This window comes from Pseudomonas sp. ASL9, from assembly GCF_056680335.1.
The window spans coordinates 2222986-2245611 of record NZ_CM155277.1; the positions used below are offsets into that span (position 1 = coordinate 2222986).

General features: G+C 60.9%; 22 protein-coding genes. 18 read left to right on the plus strand and 4 right to left on the minus strand.

The window, feature by feature from the left end; all coding sequences use genetic code 11:
• Positions 1-412 precede the first annotated feature (412 nt).
• From cobJ to cobG, 4 genes are read right to left on the minus strand one after another with little or no spacing between them, the layout of a single operon-like run.
• Entirely contained in the window at positions 413-2134 is a 1722-nt protein-coding gene (gene cobJ / locus AC1ME2_RS10295; protein ID WP_480440881.1) for a precorrin-3B C(17)-methyltransferase, read from the minus strand.
• Entirely contained in the window at positions 2134-2865 is a 732-nt protein-coding gene (locus tag AC1ME2_RS10300) for a precorrin-2 C(20)-methyltransferase (protein WP_480442080.1), read from the minus strand. The genes cobJ and AC1ME2_RS10300 overlap by 1 nt, the downstream gene beginning before the upstream one ends.
• On the minus strand, positions 2865-3491 hold the full coding sequence (locus AC1ME2_RS10305) for a precorrin-8X methylmutase (protein ID WP_480440883.1): 627 nt from the start codon (positions 3489-3491) through the stop codon (positions 2865-2867). Before AC1ME2_RS10305 ends, AC1ME2_RS10300 begins: the two co-directional genes overlap by 1 nt.
• Positions 3484-4905 carry a precorrin-3B synthase gene (cobG, locus tag AC1ME2_RS10310; RefSeq protein ID WP_480440885.1) on the minus strand — a complete coding sequence of 474 codons (1422 nt, stop codon included), beginning with the start codon at positions 4903-4905 and terminating at the stop codon, positions 3484-3486. The genes AC1ME2_RS10305 and cobG overlap by 8 nt, the downstream gene beginning before the upstream one ends.
• A gap of 124 nt (positions 4906-5029) precedes the next feature.
• Here cobG and cbiE point away from each other — a divergent pair, with 124 nt between their 5' ends.
• The 18 genes from cbiE to ureC all read left to right on the plus strand — a co-directional run bounded on the left by cbiE (position 5030) and on the right by ureC (position 22531).
• A complete protein-coding gene (gene cbiE / locus AC1ME2_RS10315; protein WP_480440887.1) occupies positions 5030-6232 on the plus strand; it encodes a precorrin-6y C5,15-methyltransferase (decarboxylating) subunit CbiE in 1203 nt (400 codons plus the stop codon).
• Complete coding sequence (locus AC1ME2_RS10320; RefSeq protein ID WP_480440888.1) at positions 6232-7329, plus strand: cobalt-precorrin-5B (C(1))-methyltransferase; 1098 nt, start codon at positions 6232-6234, stop codon at positions 7327-7329. Before cbiE ends, AC1ME2_RS10320 begins: the two co-directional genes overlap by 1 nt.
• Positions 7326-8060: a cobalt-precorrin-6A reductase gene (locus tag AC1ME2_RS10325; RefSeq protein ID WP_480440890.1), complete on the plus strand. Its 735-nt coding sequence runs from the start codon at positions 7326-7328 to the stop codon at positions 8058-8060. The genes AC1ME2_RS10320 and AC1ME2_RS10325 overlap by 4 nt, the downstream gene beginning before the upstream one ends.
• Positions 8061-8290: 230 nt before the next feature.
• Entirely contained in the window at positions 8291-8680 is a 390-nt protein-coding gene (locus AC1ME2_RS10330) for a DUF2946 domain-containing protein (RefSeq protein WP_480440892.1), read from the plus strand.
• Between the two features lie 72 nt (positions 8681-8752).
• Positions 8753-9244 carry a copper chaperone PCu(A)C gene (locus AC1ME2_RS10335; protein ID WP_480440893.1) on the plus strand — a complete coding sequence of 164 codons (492 nt, stop codon included), beginning with the start codon at positions 8753-8755 and terminating at the stop codon, positions 9242-9244.
• A 46-nt stretch (positions 9245-9290) separates the two neighbouring features.
• Positions 9291-9695 (plus strand): DUF2946 domain-containing protein, encoded by a 405-nt coding sequence (locus AC1ME2_RS10340; RefSeq protein WP_480440895.1) that lies wholly within the window; start codon positions 9291-9293, stop codon positions 9693-9695.
• 82 nt (positions 9696-9777) lie between these two features.
• A complete protein-coding gene (locus AC1ME2_RS10345) occupies positions 9778-11910 on the plus strand; it encodes a TonB-dependent copper receptor (protein WP_480440896.1) in 2133 nt (710 codons plus the stop codon).
• Between the two features lie 425 nt (positions 11911-12335).
• A complete protein-coding gene (urtA, locus tag AC1ME2_RS10350; protein ID WP_480440897.1) occupies positions 12336-13601 on the plus strand; it encodes an urea ABC transporter substrate-binding protein in 1266 nt (421 codons plus the stop codon).
• A gap of 135 nt (positions 13602-13736) precedes the next feature.
• The gene (urtB, locus tag AC1ME2_RS10355) at positions 13737-15239 is read left to right on the plus strand and encodes an urea ABC transporter permease subunit UrtB (protein ID WP_480440898.1); all 1503 of its coding nucleotides are present in this window, start codon (positions 13737-13739) and stop codon (positions 15237-15239) included.
• Entirely contained in the window at positions 15239-16318 is a 1080-nt protein-coding gene (gene urtC, locus AC1ME2_RS10360; RefSeq protein ID WP_480440900.1) for an urea ABC transporter permease subunit UrtC, read from the plus strand. Before urtB ends, urtC begins: the two co-directional genes overlap by 1 nt.
• Complete coding sequence (gene urtD, locus AC1ME2_RS10365) at positions 16315-17175, plus strand: urea ABC transporter ATP-binding protein UrtD (RefSeq protein WP_480440902.1); 861 nt, start codon at positions 16315-16317, stop codon at positions 17173-17175. Before urtC ends, urtD begins: the two co-directional genes overlap by 4 nt.
• Positions 17176-17286: 111 nt before the next feature.
• Entirely contained in the window at positions 17287-17985 is a 699-nt protein-coding gene (urtE, locus tag AC1ME2_RS10370) for an urea ABC transporter ATP-binding subunit UrtE (protein ID WP_480440903.1), read from the plus strand.
• A gap of 55 nt (positions 17986-18040) precedes the next feature.
• Positions 18041-18880: an urease accessory protein UreD gene (locus AC1ME2_RS10375; RefSeq protein WP_480440905.1), complete on the plus strand. Its 840-nt coding sequence runs from the start codon at positions 18041-18043 to the stop codon at positions 18878-18880.
• Between the two features lie 99 nt (positions 18881-18979).
• The gene (ureA, locus tag AC1ME2_RS10380; protein ID WP_480440906.1) at positions 18980-19282 is read left to right on the plus strand and encodes an urease subunit gamma; all 303 of its coding nucleotides are present in this window, start codon (positions 18980-18982) and stop codon (positions 19280-19282) included.
• Positions 19283-19304: 22 nt separating this feature from the next.
• Positions 19305-19838, plus strand: coding sequence for an N-acetyltransferase family protein (locus AC1ME2_RS10385; RefSeq protein ID WP_480440908.1), 534 nt, complete (start codon positions 19305-19307; stop codon positions 19836-19838).
• 6 nt (positions 19839-19844) lie between these two features.
• Entirely contained in the window at positions 19845-20381 is a 537-nt protein-coding gene (locus AC1ME2_RS10390) for a GNAT family N-acetyltransferase (protein ID WP_480440909.1), read from the plus strand.
• Positions 20378-20686 carry an urease subunit beta gene (locus tag AC1ME2_RS10395; RefSeq protein ID WP_219062485.1) on the plus strand — a complete coding sequence of 103 codons (309 nt, stop codon included), beginning with the start codon at positions 20378-20380 and terminating at the stop codon, positions 20684-20686. The genes AC1ME2_RS10390 and AC1ME2_RS10395 overlap by 4 nt, the downstream gene beginning before the upstream one ends.
• A gap of 144 nt (positions 20687-20830) precedes the next feature.
• Positions 20831-22531 carry an urease subunit alpha gene (gene ureC, locus AC1ME2_RS10400; protein WP_480440910.1) on the plus strand — a complete coding sequence of 567 codons (1701 nt, stop codon included), beginning with the start codon at positions 20831-20833 and terminating at the stop codon, positions 22529-22531.
• Positions 22532-22626 lie beyond the last annotated feature (95 nt).

Here is a 22626-nt window from a genome sequence, read left to right on the forward strand (position 1 = left end):
GATGAAGGCCTGTTTGGCCGCCCATCAAAGCTAATCATCGCACTGAACAGTGACAACCCACCGGGTATGACCAATTGTTTCCTGGCAACTAAACTCTGGACAAAAAAGATCTCTTTAAAAACATTTGTTGACCGCAGTTATCCCCCCATCAATACCGACGTAATTCGCACCCCTTCCGAAATCACTTTACAGGCAAGACAGAAACGCAGATATCAATCGATTAAACCTACCGCCCCATGATCTGAATCGACACATGGAACTGATGATTCAGCCAAATCAAGCCAAACAAATCCTACACACACCTACCAGCTCCCTGACGACTGAAACAGCATTGTCCTTATAAGAGCCTAACCGGATGCCAGGACTCCTGCCGGCGCATCGCCCTCCGACAGGAATTGAACCCAGAAAGCGCTTACTCGCTCAGGCGGCCGGCTTTATTTCCATACCAGCGCGGCGTATACACCCACGTCCCGCCATCGGCACGGGGAAAGGTGCACGTCGTCGACGAACCGATCAGGACCATGGTGCGCATGTCCACTTGGTCCGGGGTCAATTCGCCCAGCGTAATGACCCGCAGCGTTTGCCCTGGACGGCCGACGTCACGCCCCAGCGTTACGGGTGTTTCCGGTGTGCGGTACTGGCGAACGATTTCCAGCGCGCGCCCTAGCTGCCAAGGCCGCGAACGCGAGATGGGGTTGTAGAACGCCAGCGCCAGATCGGCCTGAGACGCCAAATCCAGACGGTTTTCAATCACGTCCCATGGCTTGAGGTTGTCCGACAGCGACATCACGCAGAAGTCATGACCCAGCGGTGCACCCGCCTGAGCGGCAGTGGCCAGCGAGGCGGACACCCCCGGCAGGATTTCCAGTTCAACGGCGTGCCAGTCGGCGTTGCTCGACTCATGCAGTGCTTCAAGCACGGCCGAGGCCATGGCGAACACGCCTGGATCACCCGACGACACCACCACCACCGAACGCCCTTGAGCCGCGAGCTCGAAGGCATGTCGGGCGCGTTGCATTTCTTCGCGGTTATCAGTGCAGTGCAGCACTTGGTCGGCACGGAACGGCCCGGCCATGCGCACGTAGGTTTCATAGCCCAGCACGTCATTGGCCCGCGCCAGTTCGGCTTTGACCGCTGGCACCATCAACTCGGCAGCGCCAGGGCCCAGACCGATGACCGCCAGACGTCCACGCGCACGGCCAATCAGTTGCAGGTCGAGAGGCTGAGGGGCGACGGCAATGGCGAGGCCGCTGTCCACACTGATGGGTGGCAGTAACTGCGGCACAGCCTGTTGCGCCAGCTCGCTGACATCAGCCTCCGCCGCTGTCGAAGCAAACCGTAGCGGCACGCCCAGCACTAACGCTGCTTCACGCAACGCAGGGCTGGCCATTTCACGGTCTGACGCCAGCAAGCAGGCCAACGCCTGAACGGCAATCCCGGCGTCGTGCAAGGCCGCGCGGACAGCATTCGCCAGCTCCGGCACCGTTGCGCTGACCGCCACCAACACACTGCGCGGGTAGATCAGCAGCTCATTGGCCGCCGGTTCGCGTTCGACGCAACCGACATGAATCGCCAGCTGTGCATGTTCATCTTCGGGCAACTGCGCGTGCGCCAGCCACGGCGCCGCGCCTTCGATACGTACGCGTTGCCCGGACAGTAAATCGGAGACAAATCGTTTGCCCAACTCCAGATCGCCGAGTGCGTAACCGTTCGGTGGATTGAGCAGGCAGGTACCGAAACGCAATTCGCCGCTGGTGGTAATCGCCGCGGCGATACCCAGGCCCGCCGCGATCTCGCGGGCCAGGACATTGACCCCGCCCAGCCCGCCCAGCAACGGCACCACCGCGCTACCGTCTTCGGCCACGGCCAGCACGGGCGGCTCAGCACCTTTTTCCAGCAGCAGGGGTGCCAGCGTCCGGATCACGATGCCGGCAGCGCACAAGGCAATGATCGGCGTGTCCTGTTGATAGAGCTGACGCAACGTGGCGCCGAACTCGGTGTACGTCAGGTCGGCACCTTCAACCCGAGCCGCCAGTCCATGGATCAAGGCATCCGGGTAAAGCTGTTGAATGCGGCGTGCCGTCGCCAGGCTGCCATTGCCCAAAATGACGATGGCGGGTGTTTTAACCCTCATCAACCCTGCCACCTTTCGCCCGGAACAATGATCAGGGAAAAGTACGGTGAGGACATTGACTCGACCTGGTCCAGCGCCACGATTTTCTGATTGGCCATGGTTGCGCGCTCGACATACAACGCACGCTCGGCCATGCCCAGCTCTTCCAGCACTTGCCGAACTTTGGGGAAGTTGCGTCCCAGCTTCATGATCACCGCCGCATCGGCATCGGCCAAACGACGTTTGAGTTCGTCATGGGGCAGCACACCGGACAGTACCGACAGGCTTTGATTGCGATAGACCAGCGGCGAGCCCAGGACCGATGCGCCGCCGAGCATCGAGCACACGCCCGGCACCACTTCAGCTTCATAGCGCTCGGCAAGGCGGTCGTGCAGGTACATATACGAGCCGTAGAAGAACGGATCGCCTTCACAGATCACCGCAACATCACGCCCCGCGTCCAGGTGCGCGGCCAGCGCCACGCTGGCGTCATCGTAGAAATCGCTGATCACTTGCTCGTAGGACAACGGTGCAGGCAATGCTTCGGTGGTCACCGGGTACACCAGCGGCAACAGGGTCTGCGCGTCTTGCAGGTGGGCTTCGATGATGCCGAACGCGTTGCCCTTCTTGCCCTTGGCGACGAAGTACGCGACCACTGGCGACTCACGCAGCAAGCGCAGGGCTTTGACGGTAATCAATTCAGGATCACCGGGGCCGACGCCCAGGCCAATCAAACGACCGGGTTGCTGCATCATTCGATCTCCGTTGCCAGGGCGTTGACCGCAGCCGCTGCCATGGCGCTACCGCCACGACGACCCTGCATGATCACAAACGGCACACCACGGCTGTTCGCAGCGAGCATTGCCTTGGACTCTGCCGCACCGACGAAACCGACCGGGAAGCCGAGGATCAACGCCGGTTTCGGTGCACCGGCATCAAGCATTTCCAACAGGTAGAACAGCGCGGTTGGCGCATTGCCAATCACCACGACGCTGCCTTCCAGGTACGGGCGCCACAGTTCCAGCGCGGCGGCAGAGCGAGTATTGCCCAGCTCGCGGGCCAGCTCCGGCACGCCTTCGTCTTTAAGGGTACAAATGACCTGATTGTTGGCGGGCAAGCGCGTGCGGGTGACCCCTTCGGACACCATGCGCGCATCGCACAGGATCGGCGCACCGGCGGCCAGCGCAGTGCGCCCGGCCGTGCCAGCACCGGGGGAGAAGCGCAGGTCTTCGATGACCTCGACCATGCCACACGCATGGATCACCCGCACCGCGAGCTTTTCCAGGTCTGCAGGGATCTGATCGAGTCGGGCCTCGGCGCGAATGATCGAGAAGGAGTTGCGATAGATCTCCTGACCGTCGCGGATGTAATCAATCATGGGTGCTGCTCCGTGAGTCGGCGGCTAACAGCGTGCCGACTGCTTCAATAGTGAGGTCACGCGCGCGCAAACTACCGAAACCCGGTTGCTGCGCGTCGCAAAAATAGAGGTCGTAATGGCCGGCGGACACCGCCAGCAAAGTCACCGGGGCGACATGGGCCGCCGCGCATGAGCGCGAACAGCCGGTCAGGTGCACCGCCAGTTTCAGGTCGAGGTGTTCGAGTCGGGTGGCCAGCAGCAGGGCATCCGCCTTGGTATCGGCCAACCCTTTGCCGCAGCCAGCCGAGCCAGTGCACGCGATCAAGTGGGCCAATGGTTGTTCGGGCGAGCAGATCAACCCTGCCGCCTGCAGGCCCGTCAGCACGTTCGCCGCGTGTTCACGGCGAACGTTAGGCAGTAACAGGCTCTGCCAGGGCGTCAGGCGCAAGGTTCCATCGCCCCATTCAGTGGCCATTTGCGCGACTGCACGCAGCATCGACGAATCAAGGCGCCCCAGCGGCGCGGCGCCACCGACCGCCACCAGACCGACCGAGTCCTGTGGATAAATGCCCAAGTGCCGATTCGCTGGGGGCTGCAATTGAATGTGGGAGCAACTGCCCCCTGTAGGAGCTAACTTGTTGGCGAATGGCTTGACACGGTCTTCCTGACACACCGCCTCGCGAACAAGTTCGCTCCTACAGGGTTTGACCGTCATGCGCTTGGCCACCACCTGAAGAAACGCCTCGGTCGACATTTCAGCCAACACATGGCGCATGCGCACCTGATCAGGTCGTGCCAGTTCGAGGAACGCGTCCAGCACCGCCACCACCAACTCATGGGCCTGAGCCAACGGCACAGCCGCCAACGGCGCGTCCTCGGCAGGACAACCGGCCAAGCCGAACGCCATCAAGACCTCACCGTCGACTGCCCGCGCAGACAACCACAGATCATGGGGGTGTTCGAGCATCACCAGCCCTTCGCCGCCATCCAGCGACAGGGCAAATTTGGGCGAAAGGTCATGGAAACGAGGCTCGTTCTCCAGGGTGCCGAGAATCTGCGCGGCCAATGGGCAGCTATCGAACAACTGCTGCGGGTCGATGCCTGCCGTCGGGCTGAGCATCAGGTTGCGCACATCGTCGCTTGCGGGGTTACTTGGCCCCAGACCGGCGTCCAATAGAATGGCGATCAAGGCGTACTGTTGGGCACCGATGCCGCGAATCTGCAGGTTGGCGCGATTAGTTGCTTCGATCACCCCCCCGGCATAGCGCTCTGCGGCTTCAGCCACAGCGGCGGCCTGAGTCGAGGTGATCGAACCGCCCGCCAGCTTGATCCGGCAAATACCGCCGTCCAGTGCCGGGACGATGCGCAACAACCCCGGGCAAGCCGAGGGACGTATAGAGGTTGAGGACGTGCGAGCAGACATTGGCGTGTTCAATGGGTCACCCGGCAGAATTTGAAAAAGCGCTATAGCCCATTGGGCGCGGTATTATGCCTGCTTTGTCCGCAGGCATGAAAAGCCGGTCTGTCGGAAGTACGCATTAGTCTGCTGAGGAATGTACATGTCGCCGTGGCTGACAGTGGTGGGAATCGGTGAGGACGGCTTCAAAGGCCTGGGCAAGACGGCTCGTCGTGCATTGCTGCAAGCCGGACAGGTGTTTGGGGGCCAGCGCCAGCTCGATCTTCTGCCCGCGTGCATTTCTGCCGAGCGCAGCCCCTGGCCCAGCCCGTTTTCCCTGACCCCGGTGCTTGAGCAGCGCGGTACGCCGATTTGCGTGCTGGCCAGTGGCGACCCCATGTTGTTTGGCGTGGGTGCCAGCCTGGCACGCCAGGTCAGTGTCGATGAAATGCACGTGCTGCCTGCGCCCTCGTCTTATTCATTGGCCGCTGCGCGCTTGGGTTGGCCGTTGCAGGATGTGGTCACCTTGTCGGTGGTCGCACGACCGCTGGCGGCGTTGAACGCCCAGTTGCATAACGGTTTGCGCCTGTTGGTGTTGAGCAACGACGGCAGCAGCCCCGCCGCCATCGCCGAGTTGTTGCGCGCACGTGGCTTCGGCCCGAGCCGGATGACGGTGCTGGAGCACTTGGGCGGGGATGCTGAACGCCGGGTCGAAGGCATCGCCAGTGAATGGACCGACCCGCCGATTGCGGCGCTGAACCTGGTCGCCATCGAATGCCGCGCCGAGCCCGATGCGCCACGCCTGTCCCTGCTGGCCGGGCTGGCGGACAGCGCCTTTGAGCATGACGGTCAACTGACCAAACGCGATGTCCGCGCCATCACCCTCGCCCGCCTGGCCCCGGCACCCGGTGAATTGTTGTGGGACGTGGGCGCGGGTTGCGGCTCTATCGGCATCGAATGGATGCGCGCGCACCCAAGCTGCCGTGCTCTGGCGATCGAAGCCGACGAAGGTCGCCAGTTACTGATCGAACATAACCGCGACGCGCTGGGCGTACCGGGCCTGCAATTGATTCGCGGCCGAGCACCTCAGGCACTGCAAGGTCTGGAAGCGCCCGATGCGATTTTCATCGGCGGCGGCGTCACGCGTCCCGGCGTGCTCGACACCTGCTGGCAGCAACTGCGCTCTGGCGGACGGCTGGTGGCCAACGCCGTGACCCTGCAAAGCGAGACCGCGCTGATTGTCTGGCGTGAACAGCACGGCGGCGAACTGACCCGCATCCATATCGCCCACGCCAAGCCACTGGGCGAATTCGATACCTGGCGCCAGGCGCTGCCCATCACCCTGCTTGAAGCGATCAAACCCTGATGCGCGCCGAAACCGCCGAACAACCCGCCCCCTTGCGCAGCGGCTACACCACCGGCAGTTGCGCGACCGCCACCTGTCTGGCGGCGGCCCGCTTGCTGCTCGACGGCGAGGCAAGTGACGCGGTAGAAATCGTTTTGCCCAAAGGCAAGCAGGTGCACATGCGCCTGGAGTTCTGCCGGACGTTTGCCGACGGCGCTGAAGCGGGCACGATCAAGGATGCAGGCGACGACCCGGATGTCACCCATGGCGCACTGGTATTTTCACGGGTGCGACTGACGACCGAAACCGGCGTGCAATTCGTCGCGGGCCCCGGTGTGGGCACCGTTACCCGGCCCGGCCTGGTGTTGAATGTGGGCGAGCCCGCGATCAATCCGGTGCCGCGCAAGATGATCAGCGAACATTTGCTGCGGCTGGCAGACGAGACGAAATACACCGGTGGTTTCGAAGTCACCCTGTGTGTCGAAGGCGGCGAAGCACTGGCGTTGAAAACCATGAACCCTCGGCTCGGCATTCTCGGTGGCCTGTCGATCCTCGGCACCAGCGGCATTGTCCGGCCGTTTTCCTGCGCGGCGTATATCGCGTCGATCCATCAAGGCATCGACGTCGCCAAAACCAATGGTTATCTGCACATCGCCGCCTGCACCGGCAACGCCAGCGAAGACACCATGCGCCGGGTCTACGACCTGCCGGAAATCGCCTTGATCGAGATGGGCGACTTTGTCGGCGCGGTGCTCAAGCATCTGCGCAAAGTGCCTGTGGATAAGCTGAGCATTTGCGGCGGATTCGGCAAGATCAGCAAACTGGCGGCCGGGCATATGGACCTGCACAGCCGTCACTCCAGTATCGACCTGCCTCAATTGGCCGAGTGGGCCGCGACCCTCGGCGCCGATGCAACATTGCAACACGCTATTCGCGAGGCCAACACCAGCCAGCAAGCGTTGGCGATGGCCAGTGCGGCCGGTATCGCGCTGGGCGATGAAGTGTGCCGTCATGCGCGGGCGTTTGCCCGCAGCGTGGTGCCGGCGCAGGTTCACGTGGAAGTGTTTGCCATCGACCGCCAAGGCGGGATCGTCGGTCAGGCGGGAGTCTGCGAATGAAGCGTCTGCTATTGCTCGGCGGCGTGACCGAGGCCCTGGCCATCGCGCGTCGACTGGGACCGCAGCACATCTACAGCCTGGCGGGCGTGGGTCGGGTGCCGACTGATCTGGCGTGTCAGGTGAGGGTCGGCGGCTATGGCGGGGCGGAAGGTCTGGCGCATTTCATTCGAGCTGAAGGCATCGATTTGCTGCTGGACGCGACGCATCCCTACGCGGCGCAGATCAGCCAAAACGCCGTGACCGCAGCACACCTCAGCGGCATCCCCTGCTGGGCATTGCGACGCCCGGCCTGGGAGGCACAACCTGACGACGACTGGCGCGAAGTCGGCGACTGGGCCGAGTTGATCACCGCCCTCGAACCCTTCAACCGGCCGCTGTTCACCCTCGGCCGCGAGCCGTTGCAGCACCTGCACGAAATCCCCGCCCCACAGTTCTGGACCCTGCGCGCCCTGGACGACTACCCAGGCAACGAACGCTGCGAAGTCATCGGCGCCCGTGGTCCCTTTTTGCTGAACGACGAACGCACCTTGTTCGAACGCAGGCATATCGACGTGCTGATCAGCAAAAACAGCGGCAGCAGCGCGACAGAGCCGAAACTGGAAGTGGCGCGGGAGCGAGGGGTGCCGGTATTGATACTACGCAGGCCGGTGTTGCCGGGGGTGGATCGGGAGTTTGTGGACGTCAGCCAATTGCTGTCAGCGTTGGATGAGCACCATTTTTGTAAAGGTTAGAACGCGTTTGAAGGTCGTTCCGACCTTATCGCAGCCTTCGGCAGCTCCTACAGTTCGAGGGGCACCAAGGTTCTTGTAGGCGCTGCCGAAGGCTGCGATCAACCGCGAAGTGGTCGCAGGATCAATGTCAGTTACTGCGGCATCACACCACAGCCTGTTTTTTTACTTATCCCGGCCATTCAGGCTAAATAGCGCCATTGATCGCTTATTGACACGGAAAGCACCCCCTCATGTCCCAACGTCGGATGGCATTTGCCTGGATCGCCTGCTTTGCAGTGCTGTTCAACGTGCTTGCCATGCCGCTTTCCGGGGCGGCGCCAAAGACGGCCAGCGAGCAGGTGTTGTGGGGCAGTTTCTGTACCGCCAGCGGCACTAAGCTGGTAGCTATTTCGTTGGGCAAGGCCGATCACAGCGCGCCGCACAATGATGATCACTCGACCATGCAGCATTGCTGGTGCTGCAGTGGCTCCGCGCCGCTGGTGACCATCCCTGCCAGTTTTGCCACGTGGTACGCCTCTCGGATTGAAACACGGCAAACCCTTTCGATTGATTCCCCTGCCCCTCTGTCCCCACGCCAGCAATGGCCAAGCCTCAATCCGCGAGCTTCTCCGCTGGCCTGATCCGAGCCGTTGAATAAGCGCTATGGCCCTTGAGGCCCTGCGTATCGGAATCGATCCCGCTGGAGAACTACCATGATCAAGAAGATCCTTGTTGTGGCCGCACTGTTGCTGCCTGCCTGCTTTGCCAATGCCCACGAATACGCCGTCGGCGAGTTGCATATCGCTCATCCGTGGTCCATGGAATTGCCGCCCAACGCGCCCACCGTGGCCGCGTATTTCGTTGTGCACAACAACGGCAAAAGTCCTGATCGCTTGCTCAGCGTCGAGACCCCGGTGGCTGGCAAAGCCGAGTTGCATGAACACAGGCATGAGAATGGTTTGATGAAAATGCAGCAGGTGCAGAACGTCGACATCCCTGCGGGTGGCGAGGTGGCGTTTGCACCGATGGGCTATCACGTCATGTTGCTGGAGCTTAAGGACAAATCGAAGCTCGTCGACGGCCAGCGCTTCCCATTGACCCTGCATTTTGAAAAAGCCGGGAACGTGACCGTGGACGTTGCGGTGCAAAAACAGGCACCGGACGAGAATGCCGACTCCATGCCCATGAATATGCACATGAACTGAACCGCCTGAGTTGAGCCACAGGCGCTCACCAGGCTTCAGGTCCGCCGTGCAGCCTCGCCCCTCAGGGACGCGGGGCGCATGGCTGAGCCTGTTCGCCATGTTGATGATCTTTATCGGCCCGCTGATTTCCCAAGCGATGCCGATGGATCAGCACGCCGGCATGTCCATGCCGATGTCTGCCTCCATGGACATAACGGCAGACACGCCCGCCTGCCATGACGCCGAACAGGCCACGCCCTCGCTGGCGCCAGACCACGTCATATGGGCCAAGTGCGGCTATTGCACGTTGCTGTTCAGTTGCCCGGCACTGCCGCAGGCGCTGGCCTTTATCCCCGCGACCCCGCCAAAACCGACGGGCTTTTTTACAGCGACGCCTCATCAAGGTCACGCGCGGCAGACCACCTTCCCCAACGCTCGCACCCGCGCGCCGCCCCCTTCAGTCCTGCTCTGACACCCCTTTGATCACACCTGTATGCACCGCCTGAAGCGGTTGCAGGATGTGACGATCCTGACTGATTGATGATGGAACGCTTATGTCCAGCTCCACTGCCAAGACTCGCCTGAGCACAATGCGAGTGGCGCCCTGCTTTACCCTGAACGAACCTCAGTTGCGCATGAAACACGCAGTCGCCGTACTGTGCGGTTTGTTCACGCCACTGGCGTTTGCGCTGCCGCCCCTTGATGAGCCTCAACGAGACGCCACCGAAATCACCCCGACTGTGATCACGGCCATCGCTCCCAGCTCACCACTGACGATAGTGACCAACCCCAAAGACCCGCGCCAGCCGGTGCCGGCCAGCGACGGTGCGGATTACCTGAAAACCATCCCCGGTTTCTCTGCCATTCGCGCGGGCGGGACCAATGGCGATCCGGTGTTGCGCGGGATGTTCGGCTCGCGCCTGAATATCCTCACCAACGGCGGCATGATGCTGGGCGCCTGCCCAAACCGGATGGACGCGCCCACGTCGTATATTTCCCCGGAAACCTTTGACCGCCTGACGGTGATCAAGGGCCCGCAAACCGTGCTCTGGGGCCCTGGCGCTTCGGCGGGGACGGTGCTGTTTGAACGCGAACCAGAACACTTCGGCGAACTCGGCAGCCGGGTCAACGCCAGTGTGCTGGCCGGCTCCAACGGCCGCTTCGACAAGCTGGTAGACGCCGCTGCCGGTGGTGAGTTTGGTTATGCGAGGGTGATCGGCAATCAGTCCCACGCCGACGATTACAAGGACGGCAATGGCAATACCGTGCCGTCGCGGTGGGACAAGTGGAACGGCGATGTGGCGCTGGGTTGGACCCCGGATGCCGACACGCTGGTGGAATTGACCGCTGGCAAAGGTGACGGTGAAGCCCGTTATGCCGGGCGCGGCATGGACGGTTCGCAGTTCAAGCGCGAGAGCCTGGGGCTGCGTTTCGAGAGGTCCAATATCGGCGATGTTCTGGACAAGGTTGAAGCACAGGTCTACTACAACTACGCCGACCATGTGATGGACAACTACAGCCTGCGCACGCCGTCCGGCACCGGGATGATGGCCGGGCCCATGGCAGCGAACGTGGACCGCCGCACGCTGGGCGGGCGGATCAAGGCCACCTGGCGCTGGGCCGACGTGCAGTTGATCAGCGGCATTGATGCCCAGACCAACGAGCATCGCCAGCGAAGCGCCATGGGTATCGACGCCTATAAAGAAGTGCCCTGGACCAAGGATGCAGACTTCCACAACTACGGGGTATTCAGCGAACTGACGTGGTACGTCGCGCCAGATAATCGGCTGATCACGGGCGCACGCCTGGACCGTGCCTCGGCCACGGATTACCGCACAAGCAGCGGTTCGGGAATGATGGCCACGGCGAACCCCACCTCCAATGAAACCCGCGCCGACACCCTGCCCAGTGGCTTTGTGCGCTATGAGCACGACCTTGCCTCCACGCCCTCCACGCTCTACATTGGCCTGGGCCACGTGCAGCGCTTTCCGGACTATTGGGAATTGTTTTCTCCCACCTCCGGCCCGGCCGGATCACTCAATGCCTTCGACGCGATCAAGCCAGAAAAAACCACGCAACTGGATTTTGGCATGCAGTACCAGCATGACGACCTGCAAGCCTGGGCGTCGGGTTATGTCGGTCAGGTCCGCGATTACATTCTGTTCAACTACACCCCCGGCATGATGGGCGTGACCTCTCAGGCCGAGAACATCGACGCCCGGATCATGGGCGGAGAACTGGGCGCAGCGTACCAACTGACCTCCAACTGGAAAACCGATGCCACCCTGGCCTATGCCTGGGGCAAGGACAGCAGCGACGGCACGGCCCTGCCGCAAATGCCGCCATTGGAGACCCGTCTGGGCCTCAGCTACAGCCGCGACGCGTGGAGCGCCGGGGCTTTGTGGCGGGTGGTCAGCGCGCAGAACCGTGTCGACCTGAACAAGGGCAACGTGGTCGGCAAAGACCTCGGTGACAGCGCGGGGTTTGGCGTGTTCTCGCTGAATGGCGCCTACCGGATCAACAAGCACCTGAAGGTCAGTGCCGGCGTCGACAACCTGCTGGACAAAGCCTATGCCGAGCACCTGAACCTGGCGGGCAACGCCGGTTTCGGCTTCCCGGCGGACAACCCGCAGTCGATCAACGAGCCGGGCCGCATGCTGTGGACCAAGGTCGACATGAGTTTCTAGACCGCTGTGCAGTCAAAGAAGCGGGCGGATGCGCCTATTCGATCGGACAGTCCGTTCGCGCTTTGCCAAATCAGCGGAACAAGGATAGTTTGCAGGTGTGGGCCCTGAAACCCGGCGGAAGGCATTTTGATGAGTTCCTACCCCGCCCGGTTTCAGGGTCCATTTTGCTTTAGCAAGCAACGCTTCTTGCTGGTTGCTCACCCCTGACATCGTGTCATCCCTCCCCCTCAGATTACGCACTGTTTGCGCCCGCCACTGCGCACCAAGGGTTTTGCACAGCGTCATCGTGGTGCACTCCTGACACATTCAGCCGATATCCCCCCCGCATATGCTCCATTTCCCGAGCTGGGCATAGCCCTTGCTAAGAAGCTTTCAGGTGTTCTGATTCGCCCTACTAAAAATTCCAAGTGAATGGAGACAGCCCAATGAAGCGTCGCAGTCTGATCAAAGCTTTCACCCTGTCCGCCTCGATCGTTGCAATGGGCATGACCTGGACCGTCCAGGCTGCAGAAACCATCAAGGTCGGCATCCTGCATTCGTTGTCCGGCACGATGGCAATCTCTGAGACCTCACTCAAAGACATGGCGTTGATGACCATCGACGAAATCAACGCCAAGGGCGGCGTCAACGGCAAAATGCTTGAACCCGTGGTCGTCGACCCGGCGTCCAACTGGCCGCTGTTCGCTGAAAAGAGCCGTCAGTTGCTGACCCAGGACAAGGTGGCGGTGGTCTTCGGCTGCTGGACGTCAGTGTCACGTAAATCGGTATTGCCGGTGTTCGAAGAACTCAACGGGCTGCTGTTCTACCCCGTGCAATACGAAGGCGAAGAAATGTCGCCTAACGTGTTTTACACCGGCGCAGCACCTAACCAGCAGGCGATTCCTGCGGTCGAGTACGTGATGAGCGAAGAAGGCGGGAGCGCCAAGCGCTTCTTCCTGCTGGGCACTGACTACGTCTACCCACGCACCACCAACAAAATTCTGCGGTCGTTCCTCAAGGCCAAAGGCGTTGCCGACAAAGACATCGAAGAGGTCTATACCCCGTTCGGCCACAGCGATTACCAGACCATCGTGTCGAACATCAAAAAGTTCTCTGCCGGTGGCAAGACGGCTGTGATTTCCACGGTCAACGGCGACTCCAACGTGCCGTTCTACAAAGAACTGGCCAACCAGGGCCTGAAAGCTACCGACGTACCTGTTGTCGCGTTCTCGGTCGGCGAAGAAGAGCTGCGCGGTATCGACACCAAGCCGTTGGTGGGCAACCTGGCGGCCTGGAACTACTTCGAGTCGGTGCAGAACCCGGTGAACACCAAGTTTGTCGCTGACTGGAAAGCCTACGCCAAGAAACACAACCTACCGGGCGCAGACAAGGCGGTGACCAACGACCCGATGGAAGCCACTTACGTCGGCATCCACATGTGGGCGCAAGCCGTCGAAAAAGCCAAATCGACCGACGTCAACAAGGTCCGCGAAGCCATGGCCGGTCAGACGTTCAACGCACCGTCGGGCTATATCCTGACGATGGACAAGGTCAACCATCACCTGCACAAACCCGTAATGATTGGCGAAATCCAGGACGACGGTCAGTTCAGCGTGGTCTGGCAGACCAAGGAGCCCATCCGCGCTCAACCGTGGAGCCCGTACATCCCTGGCAACGACAAGAAGCCGGACTTTGCGATGAAGAGCAACTAATCGGGTCTCGGGTTCTCGGACCCGATGCATCCCCTGTAGGAGCTGCCGAAGGCTGCGATGCGGTCTCTCTGACACATCGCAATCGCAGCCTTCGGCAGCGCCTACAAAGTCCGCGCATGAACGTGAGACACCGATATGCCTACTGCCTTTTACCGCTTCATTCTCGCCCTGGCTTTGCTGTTGCCACTGTCGGCCCATGCCAGTGATGCTGGCGACTTCGTTGCGGCTGACCCTGCGCAACAAGCCAAACTACTTGAAGCCTGGGCCGCGCAGCCGGATCTGGCACGTGTCGAATTGATCAACAACCTGCAACAAGGCCAGATTACCGTCGAAGGTGAAACAAAAGTCCTGCGCCTGAACAACCGACTGCGAGGGCTGATCGACACCGCCCTCGCCAGTCATCAATTGCTCGCCGCTGACGCCAAGCTGCGTCTGGGCGCCGCGCAACAACTGCAAAAAAGCGCCAAGCCGGCGCAACTGAAATTCCTTCATCGGCAGCTTGCGACCGAAACCAACGCAGACGTCCACGCGGCCTTGAGCCTGGCACTGGCCAACCTGCAACTGGTGGACACTGACCCGGTCGTGCGCCTGGCAGCCGTACGCTTACTGGGTGAAACCGGTGATCCGCTGGCCCGCACGCGCCTGGAAACCCTGCTCGACCCCGCCGTCGAAACCGATGCTGGCGTACGCACGGCGGCTGAAACCAGCCTGACGCAAGTCAAACGCAAATTGCTCATCGGCGAGATCCTCGGTCAGGCTTTCAGCGGTCTGTCGCTGGGCTCGATTCTGCTGTTGGCAGCGCTGGGACTGGCGATCACCTTCGGCCTGCTGGGCGTGATCAACATGGCCCACGGTGAGATGCTGATGCTCGGGGCCTATTCCACCTATGTCGTGCAACTGATGTTCCAGCGCTATGCGCCGGGGGCATTGGAGCTCTATCCACTGGTCGCGCTGCCGGTGGCGTTTTTTGTCACGGCGGTTATCGGCATGGCGCTGGAGCGCACGGTGATTCGTCATCTGTATGGCCGCCCCTTGGAAACCCTGCTCGCGACCTGGGGTATCAGCCTGATGCTGATCCAGACAGTACGCCTGGTGTTCGGCGCGCAGAACGTTGAAGTCGCCAACCCCGAGTGGCTGTCGGGCGGTATTCAAGTACTGCCCAACCTGGTGCTGCCCTACAACCGTATCGTGATCATCGCGTTCGCGCTGTTCGTGGTGGTGCTGACCTGGCTGCTGCTGAACAAGACCCGATTGGGCCTGAACGTGCGCGCCGTGACTCAGAACCGCAACATGGCCGCCTGCTGCGGCGTACCCACCGGGCGCATCGACATGATGGCCTTCGGGCTGGGCTCGGGCATCGCAGGCTTGGGTGGCGTGGCCTTGAGCCAGATCGGCAACGTCGGCCCGGACCTCGGCCAGAGCTACATCATTGACTCGTTCCTGGTGGTGGTACTGGGCGGGGTCGGTCAACTGGCCGGTAGCGTGATGGCGGCCTTCGGGCTGGGCATCGCCAACAAAATCCTCGAACCGCAGATCGGCGCCGTACTCGGCAAGATCCTGATCCTGGCGCTGATCATTCTGTTTATCCAGAAACGTCCGCAAGGGCTCTTCGCACTTAAAGGACGGGTGATCGACTGATGAACCAGCCTCTTATGGTTACGGCCGCGCAAAAAGCCGGCCCGAAAGTCACCCTGGCCCTCTGCGCAGTCGTCTTTGTGATGCTGGTCGCACTGGCGCTGTTGTCATTGCTACCAGCCAATAATGGCCTGCAGGTCTCGGCCTACACCCTGACGCTGGTGGGCAAGATTCTCTGCTACGCCATCGTTGCCCTCGCGCTGGACCTGGTCTGGGGTTACGCCGGGCTGCTGTCGCTGGGGCATGGGCTGTTCTTCGCCCTCGGCGGTTATGCCATGGGCATGTACCTGATGCGTGAAGCGGCAGGCGATGAGTTACCTGCGTTCATGACCTTCCTGTCGTGGACCGAACTGCCCTGGTACTGGACCGGGACCAATCACTTTCTCTGGGCCATGTGCCTGGTGGTATTGGCCCCCGGTTTGCTGGCATTGATCTTCGGTTTCTTCGCCTTCCGCTCACGGATCAAGGGCGTGTATTTCTCGATCATGACCCAAGCCCTGACCTTCGCCGGCATGCTCCTGTTCTTTCGCAACGAAACCGGCTTCGGCGGCAACAACGGCTTCACCAACTTCCGCAGCATTCTGGGCTTCAGCATCAGCTCGCAGGGCACCCGGGCGACCTTGTTTCTGGCCACCGTGATCCTGCTGGTGGGCAGCCTGTTTGTCGGCTGGCGCCTGGCGCAAAGCAAGTTCGGCCGGGTACTGACCGCGCTGCGTGATGCCGAAAACCGCCTGATGTTCTGCGGCTATGACCCACGCGGTTTCAAGTTGTTCGTTTGGGTCCTGAGCGCCGTGCTGTGCGGTCTGGCCGGGGCCCTGTATGTGCCGCAAGTCGGCATCATCAACCCCAGCGAAATGTCGCCCACCAACTCCATTGAGGCGGCCGTCTGGGTCGCCTTGGGCGGACGCGGCACGCTGATCGGCCCCCTGCTGGGCGCCGGGCTGGTCAATGGCATGAAGAGCTGGTTTACCGTGGCCTTCCCCGAGTACTGGCTGTTCTTCCTCGGCGCGTTGTTTATTGTCGTGACGTTGTACCTGCCCAAAGGCGTGATTGGCCTGCTGAAGAAAAGGGGCGAGCAATGAAAACCACACCGACACCCGCCTTCATGCTCGAACCGATCCTTGATCCGAATGCTGACGCGGGCACCAGCCGTGATGCCATCGGCCTCGGACAGCGTGCCGGAGAAGGTCTTAACACGCGGCACGGTACGATCCTGACCCTGGAAGACATCAGCGTCAGCTTCGATGGTTTCAAGGCATTGAACGACTTGAGCCTGTACATCAGTGTCGGTGAATTACGCTGCATCATCGGCCCCAACGGCGCGGGCAAAACCACGCTGATGGACGTGATCACCGGCAAAACTCGCCCAAGCCACGGCAAGGCCTGGTTCGGCGAGACCCTGGACCTGACGCAGATGAGTGAAGTGCAGATTGCCCAATCGGGGATCGGCCGCAAATTCCAGAAGCCCACAGTATTCGAAGCCTTGAGCGTGTTCGAGAACCTGGAGCTGGCGCAAAAGACCGACAAATCAGTGTGGGCCAGTTTGCGTGCCCGCCTGACGGGCGAGCAGCAGGACCGTATCTTCGACGTGCTGGAGACCATCCGTCTGACGCAACAGATGCATCGCCCGGCCGGGCTGCTGTCCCACGGCCAAAAACAGTTTTTGGAAATCGGCATGTTGCTGGTCCAGGACCCGCAACTGCTGTTGCTCGATGAGCCCGTGGCGGGGATGACCGATGCCGAAACCGAGTTCACCGCCGAGCTGTTCAAAAGCCTGGCGGGCAAACACTCGTTGATGGTGGTGGAGCACGACATGGGTTTCGTCGGCTCGATTGCCGATCACGTCACCGTTTTGCATCAAGGCAGCGTACTGGCCGAAGGGTCGCTGGCTGACGTGCAGGCGGATGAACGGGTGATTGAGGTTTATCTCGGAAGATGATCGCTGTAGGAGCCAACTTGTTGGCGAGGCGATTCACCAGACATGTCGCATCAAGCTTCTCGCCAACAAGTTGGCTCCTACAGTTGTCCCTATTTGCTTGAGAACTTACCTATGCTGCAAGTCGACAAGCTCCATCAGTATTACGGCGGTAGCCATATCCTTCGTGGCCTGTCTTTCGACGTGAAAATCGGCGAGGTGACCTGCCTGCTCGGCCGTAATGGCGTGGGCAAGACCACGCTGCTCAAAGTCCTGATGGGGCTGCTGCCTTCCAAGGAAGGCGCGGTGCACTGGGAAGGCAAGGCCATCACCGGTTTCAAGCCGCATCAACGGGTGCACGCGGGCATCGCTTATGTGCCCCAGGGCCGGGAAATCTTCGGACGCCTGACGGTAGAAGAAAACCTGCTCATGGGCCTGTCACGTTTCCCTGGCGCCGAGGCCAAGGAAGTCCCGGCGTTTATCTACGAACTGTTTCCGGTGCTCCTGCAAATGAAACAACGACGCGGCGGTGACCTGTCCGGCGGTCAGCAACAGCAACTGGCCATCGGCCGTGCGCTGGCCAGTCGCCCTCGCCTGCTGATCCTTGATGAGCCCACCGAAGGCATCCAGCCCTCGGTGATCAAAGAGATCGGCGCGGTCATCAAACAGCTCGCGGCGCGAGGTGACATGGCGATTCTGTTGGTGGAGCAATTCTATGATTTTGCGGCTGAGCTGGCGGATCAGTACCTGGTGATGTCCCGTGGCGAAATCGTCCAGCAAGGCCGTGGCGAGGACATGGAAGCGCAAGGGGTTCGTGGTCTGGTTACAATTTGATGCGCCAATCCGCTAAGGTGCGATCTCCCGGCACAACGTATACACATAACGACGAATGAACCTTCCTGCCCACACCGCGCTGTTCACCCCCAGTTGGCATGCCGAGCTGGAGCTGGGCTATGGGCGTTTCGGCGACAGCACACGGCCTGTCATGCGTCGGCATCAAGGCCCGCTGCGGGTGCAAAAGCATCTGTATGCCGAAGGACCGCAGGTCTGTCAGCACATCATTGTTCACCCTCCAGGCGGCATTGCCGGCGGTGATCGGCTCGATATTCGCGCCAACGTCGGTAAAGACGCGTGGGCACAACTGACCAGTCCCGGCGCAGCCAAGTGGTACCGCGCCGCCAGTCCGGCGTATCAACAGCTGGAACTGCGCGTTGAAGCGGGCGCCACGCTGGAGTGGCTGCCGCAGGAAACCATCGTCTTCAGCGCCGCCCAGGCCGAGTTGACCACGCACATTGAGCTGCAAGGCGATGCGCGGCTGTTCTACTGGGACATGGTTGCGCTGGGCCGCCCGGCCAGTGGCGAACGTTTCGACAGAGGGCATTTTCAATCGCAGCTGGATATCCGCCGCGACGGCCAATTGCTGTGGCACGAACGCCAGCGAATCACCGGCGCTGATGGCCTGCTCGACTCGCCCATCGGCCTGGATGGCAAGCCGGTTTTCGCCACGCTGCTGGTGACCGGCGAGGCCAGCAGTGAATTGCTGGAAACCTGCCGTAACCTGCAAAACCCTGTACGCGGTAACCTGACCCAATTGCCCGGCCTGTTGATCGCCCGCTGCCTGGCTGACGAAGCGCTGCACGCGAGGGCCTGGCTGATCGAATTATGGACGCTGCTGCGCCCGGCATTGCTGGGGCGCGAAGCGGTTGCACCTAGAATATGGAGTACCTGACACACGCACCACAGGGGATCGCGTGTTTTCTGTGGGAGCGAATTCATTCGCGAAGGCGTTGTATCAGACACCCTCAACCCCTACAAAACGGAACCAACAATGGACCTGACACCCCGCGAAAAAGACAAGCTGCTGATCTTCACCGCCGGTCTGGTTGCCGAACGACGTCTGGCTCGGGGGGTGAAGCTCAACTACCCGGAAGCCATGGCCTACATCTCCGCCGCGCTGCTGGAAGGCGCCCGTGATGGTAGAACTGTCGCTGAGCTGATGCATGTCGGCACAACCCTGCTCAGCCGCGACCAAGTGATGGAAGGTATCCCGGAAATGATCCCGGAGATCCAGGTCGAAGCCACCTTCCCTGACGGCACCAAGCTGGTGACCGTGCACCAACCGATTGCCTGATGTTGACTAAGCGAGCCCTGTAATGACGTACCTCATTCGTGACGCAGTAGAAGCCGACCTTGCCGGCATCCGTGATATTTACAACGACGCCGTGCTCAACACCACGGCCATCTGGAACGAACAAGCAGTCGATCTCGCCAATCGCAAGGCCTGGTTCGACGCTCGCCAGACTCAGGACTACCCTATTTTAGTGGCTGTCGACGCGGCGGATGACGTGCTGGGCTACTCCTCGTTCGGCGACTGGCGCCCGTTCGACGGCTTCCGGCATACCGTCGAACATTCGGTTTACGTGCGCACCGACCAACGGGGTAATGGCCTCGGCACGCTGCTGATGCGCGCACTGATCGAACGCGCCCGGACCTGCGACAAACACATCATGGTCGCCGCCATCGAAAGTGGTAACGCCGCCTCGGTACACCTGCATAAGCAATTGGGTTTTACGGTCACGGGTCAGATGGCACAGGTCGGCACCAAGTTCGGTCGCTGGCTGGACCTGACCTTTATGCAACTTAACCTGTCACCGGATGCCCCAGCGCCAGCACCCCACAAGGAGTAATGCCTAATGAACGCCGCCCAGTTACGACGCGTCACTGCCGAAAGCTTTGCCCACTATCGCCAAGGTTTGGTCGAATTGCTGCTGGACGCCGTCAAGCAAGGCGCCTCGGTCGGGTTCATGGCTAATCTTCAAGCCTGTGAGGCCTACACCTATTTCGACGGGGTACGGACAGAGCTGGAAAAAGGCAACGTGCTGCTGTGGGCCGTCGTTCAGGAAGAACAAGTGCTGGCCAGTGTTCAACTGTCGCTGTGCCAAAAACAGAACGGTCTCAATCGTGCCGAAGTACAAAAACTGCTGGTGCTCAGCGCCGCACAAAGGCGTGGATTGGGCGGGCAATTGATGGGGGCCGTAGAACTGGCGGCGCACCAACATAAGCGTGGCCTGCTGTACATGGACACGGAGTCCGGTTCACCCGCTGAAAACTTCTACCGCTCACTGGGCTACACCTGCGCAGGCAAGCTGCCCGATTACGCGTGCAACCCCGATGGCGAATACAAAGCGACGGCCATCTACTACAAAACCTTGGTAAGGAAGACCGCATGATCCCCGGCGAATATCAGATTCAGCCTGGCGATATCGAACTGAATGCCGGCCGTCGCACGATCAGCCTGAATGTCGCCAACAGCGGTGATCGGCCCATTCAGGTCGGTTCGCACTATCACTTTTTCGAAACCAACGATGCCCTGACCTTCGATCGCATGGCCAGCCGTGGCATGCGCCTGAACATCCCCGCTGGCACCGCCGTACGCTTCGAGCCCGGCCAGTCGCGGGACGTGGAGTTGGTGGACCTGGCCGGCCATCGCCGGGTTTTCGGCTTTGCCGGGCGGGTGATGGGTGAGTTGGATTGAAATGATTCATTTCGCCAGACAGATATTTTCGCCGGGTACGACGTCTCGCCAACAAGTTGGCTCCTACAGAGGATCGCGTCCCCCTGTAGGAGCCAACTTGTTGGCGAAAAGCCAGCACCGACACCGATGATTTAAGGATCGCCCATGAAGATTTCCAGACAAGCCTACGCCGACATGTTCGGCCCCACCGTTGGCGACCGCGTGCGTCTGGCCGATACCGAGCTGTGGATCGAGGTCGAGAAAGATTTCACCACCTACGGGGAAGAAGTGAAGTTCGGCGGGGGCAAGGTCATCCGTGACGGCATGGGCCAGGGCCAACTGCTCGCGGCCGACGTGGTCGACACCTTGATCACCAACGCCCTGATCATCGACCACTGGGGCATCGTCAAGGCCGATGTTGGCCTGAAAAACGGCCGCATCGCCGCCATCGGCAAAGCCGGTAACCCGGATATTCAGCCTGACGTCACCATCGCGGTCGGCGCCAGCACCGAAGTCATTGCCGGCGAAGGCATGATCCTTACCGCGGGCGGCGTGGACACCCACATTCACTTCATCTGCCCACAGCAGATCGAAGAAGCCTTGATGAGCGGTGTGACCACCATGATCGGCGGCGGCACCGGCCCGGCCACGGGCACCAATGCGACCACCGTCACCCCGGGCCCGTGGCATCTGGCGCGCATGCTGCAGGCCGCCGATGCCTTCCCGATGAACATCGGTTTCACCGGCAAGGGCAATGTCAGCCTGCCCGAACCCCTGATTGAGCAAGTCAAAGCCGGCGCCATCGGCCTCAAGCTGCATGAAGACTGGGGCACCACACCGGCCGCCATCGACAACTGCCTGAGCGTGGCCGATCAATACGATGTGCAGGTGGCCATCCACACCGACACGCTCAACGAGTCCGGCTTTGTAGAAACCACATTGGCCGCGTTCAAAGGCCGCACGATTCACACCTACCACACCGAAGGCGCGGGGGGCGGTCATGCCCCGGACATCATCAAGGCCTGCGGCTTCCCCAATGTATTGCCCAGTTCGACCAACCCGACCCGACCGTTCACCAAAAACACCATCGACGAACACTTGGACATGTTGATGGTTTGCCATCACCTGGACCCCAGCATCGCCGAAGACGTGGCGTTCGCCGAAAGCCGCATACGTCGCGAAACCATCGCCGCCGAAGACATCCTGCACGACCTCGGCGCGTTCTCGATGATCAGCTCCGACAGCCAGGCCATGGGCCGCGTAGGCGAAGTGATCATGCGCACCTGGCAGACTGCCGACAAAATGAAGAAGCAACGTGGCCCGCTGCCTGAAGACGGCCCCGGCAACGACAACTTCCGGGCCAAACGCTACATCGCCAAATACACCATCAACCCGGCGATTACCCACGGCATCAGCCATGAAGTGGGCTCGATCGAAGTGGGTAAATGGGCCGATCTGGTGCTGTGGCGTCCAGCATTTTTCGGGGTAAAACCGAGTCTTATCCTGAAAGGCGGGGCCATTGCCGCCAGCCTGATGGGCGATGCCAATGCCTCGATTCCGACGCCGCAGCCTGTGCATTACCGACCGATGTTCGCCAGCTACGGTGGCTCGCTGCATGCCACCAGCCTGACCTTCATCAGTCAAGCAGCGCTGGATGCAGGGATTCCCGAATCACTGGGCCTGAAAAAGAAAATCAGCGTGGTAAAGGGCTGTCGCAACGTGAAAAAAACCGACCTTATTCACAACGACTACCTGCCAAATATCGACGTCGATCCGCAGACTTATCAGGTCAAGGCCGATGGCGTGTTGCTGTGGTGCGAGCCGGCTGAAGTGCTGCCGATGGCGCAGCGGTACTTCTTGTTCTAACGCAATAGGTTCCGATGCGGCCTGGGTTGAGGCATTAACAGACCGCCCGGAACCTGACAGTGCTTGAAACCAGACAAAGACGCTAAGATGCGCCA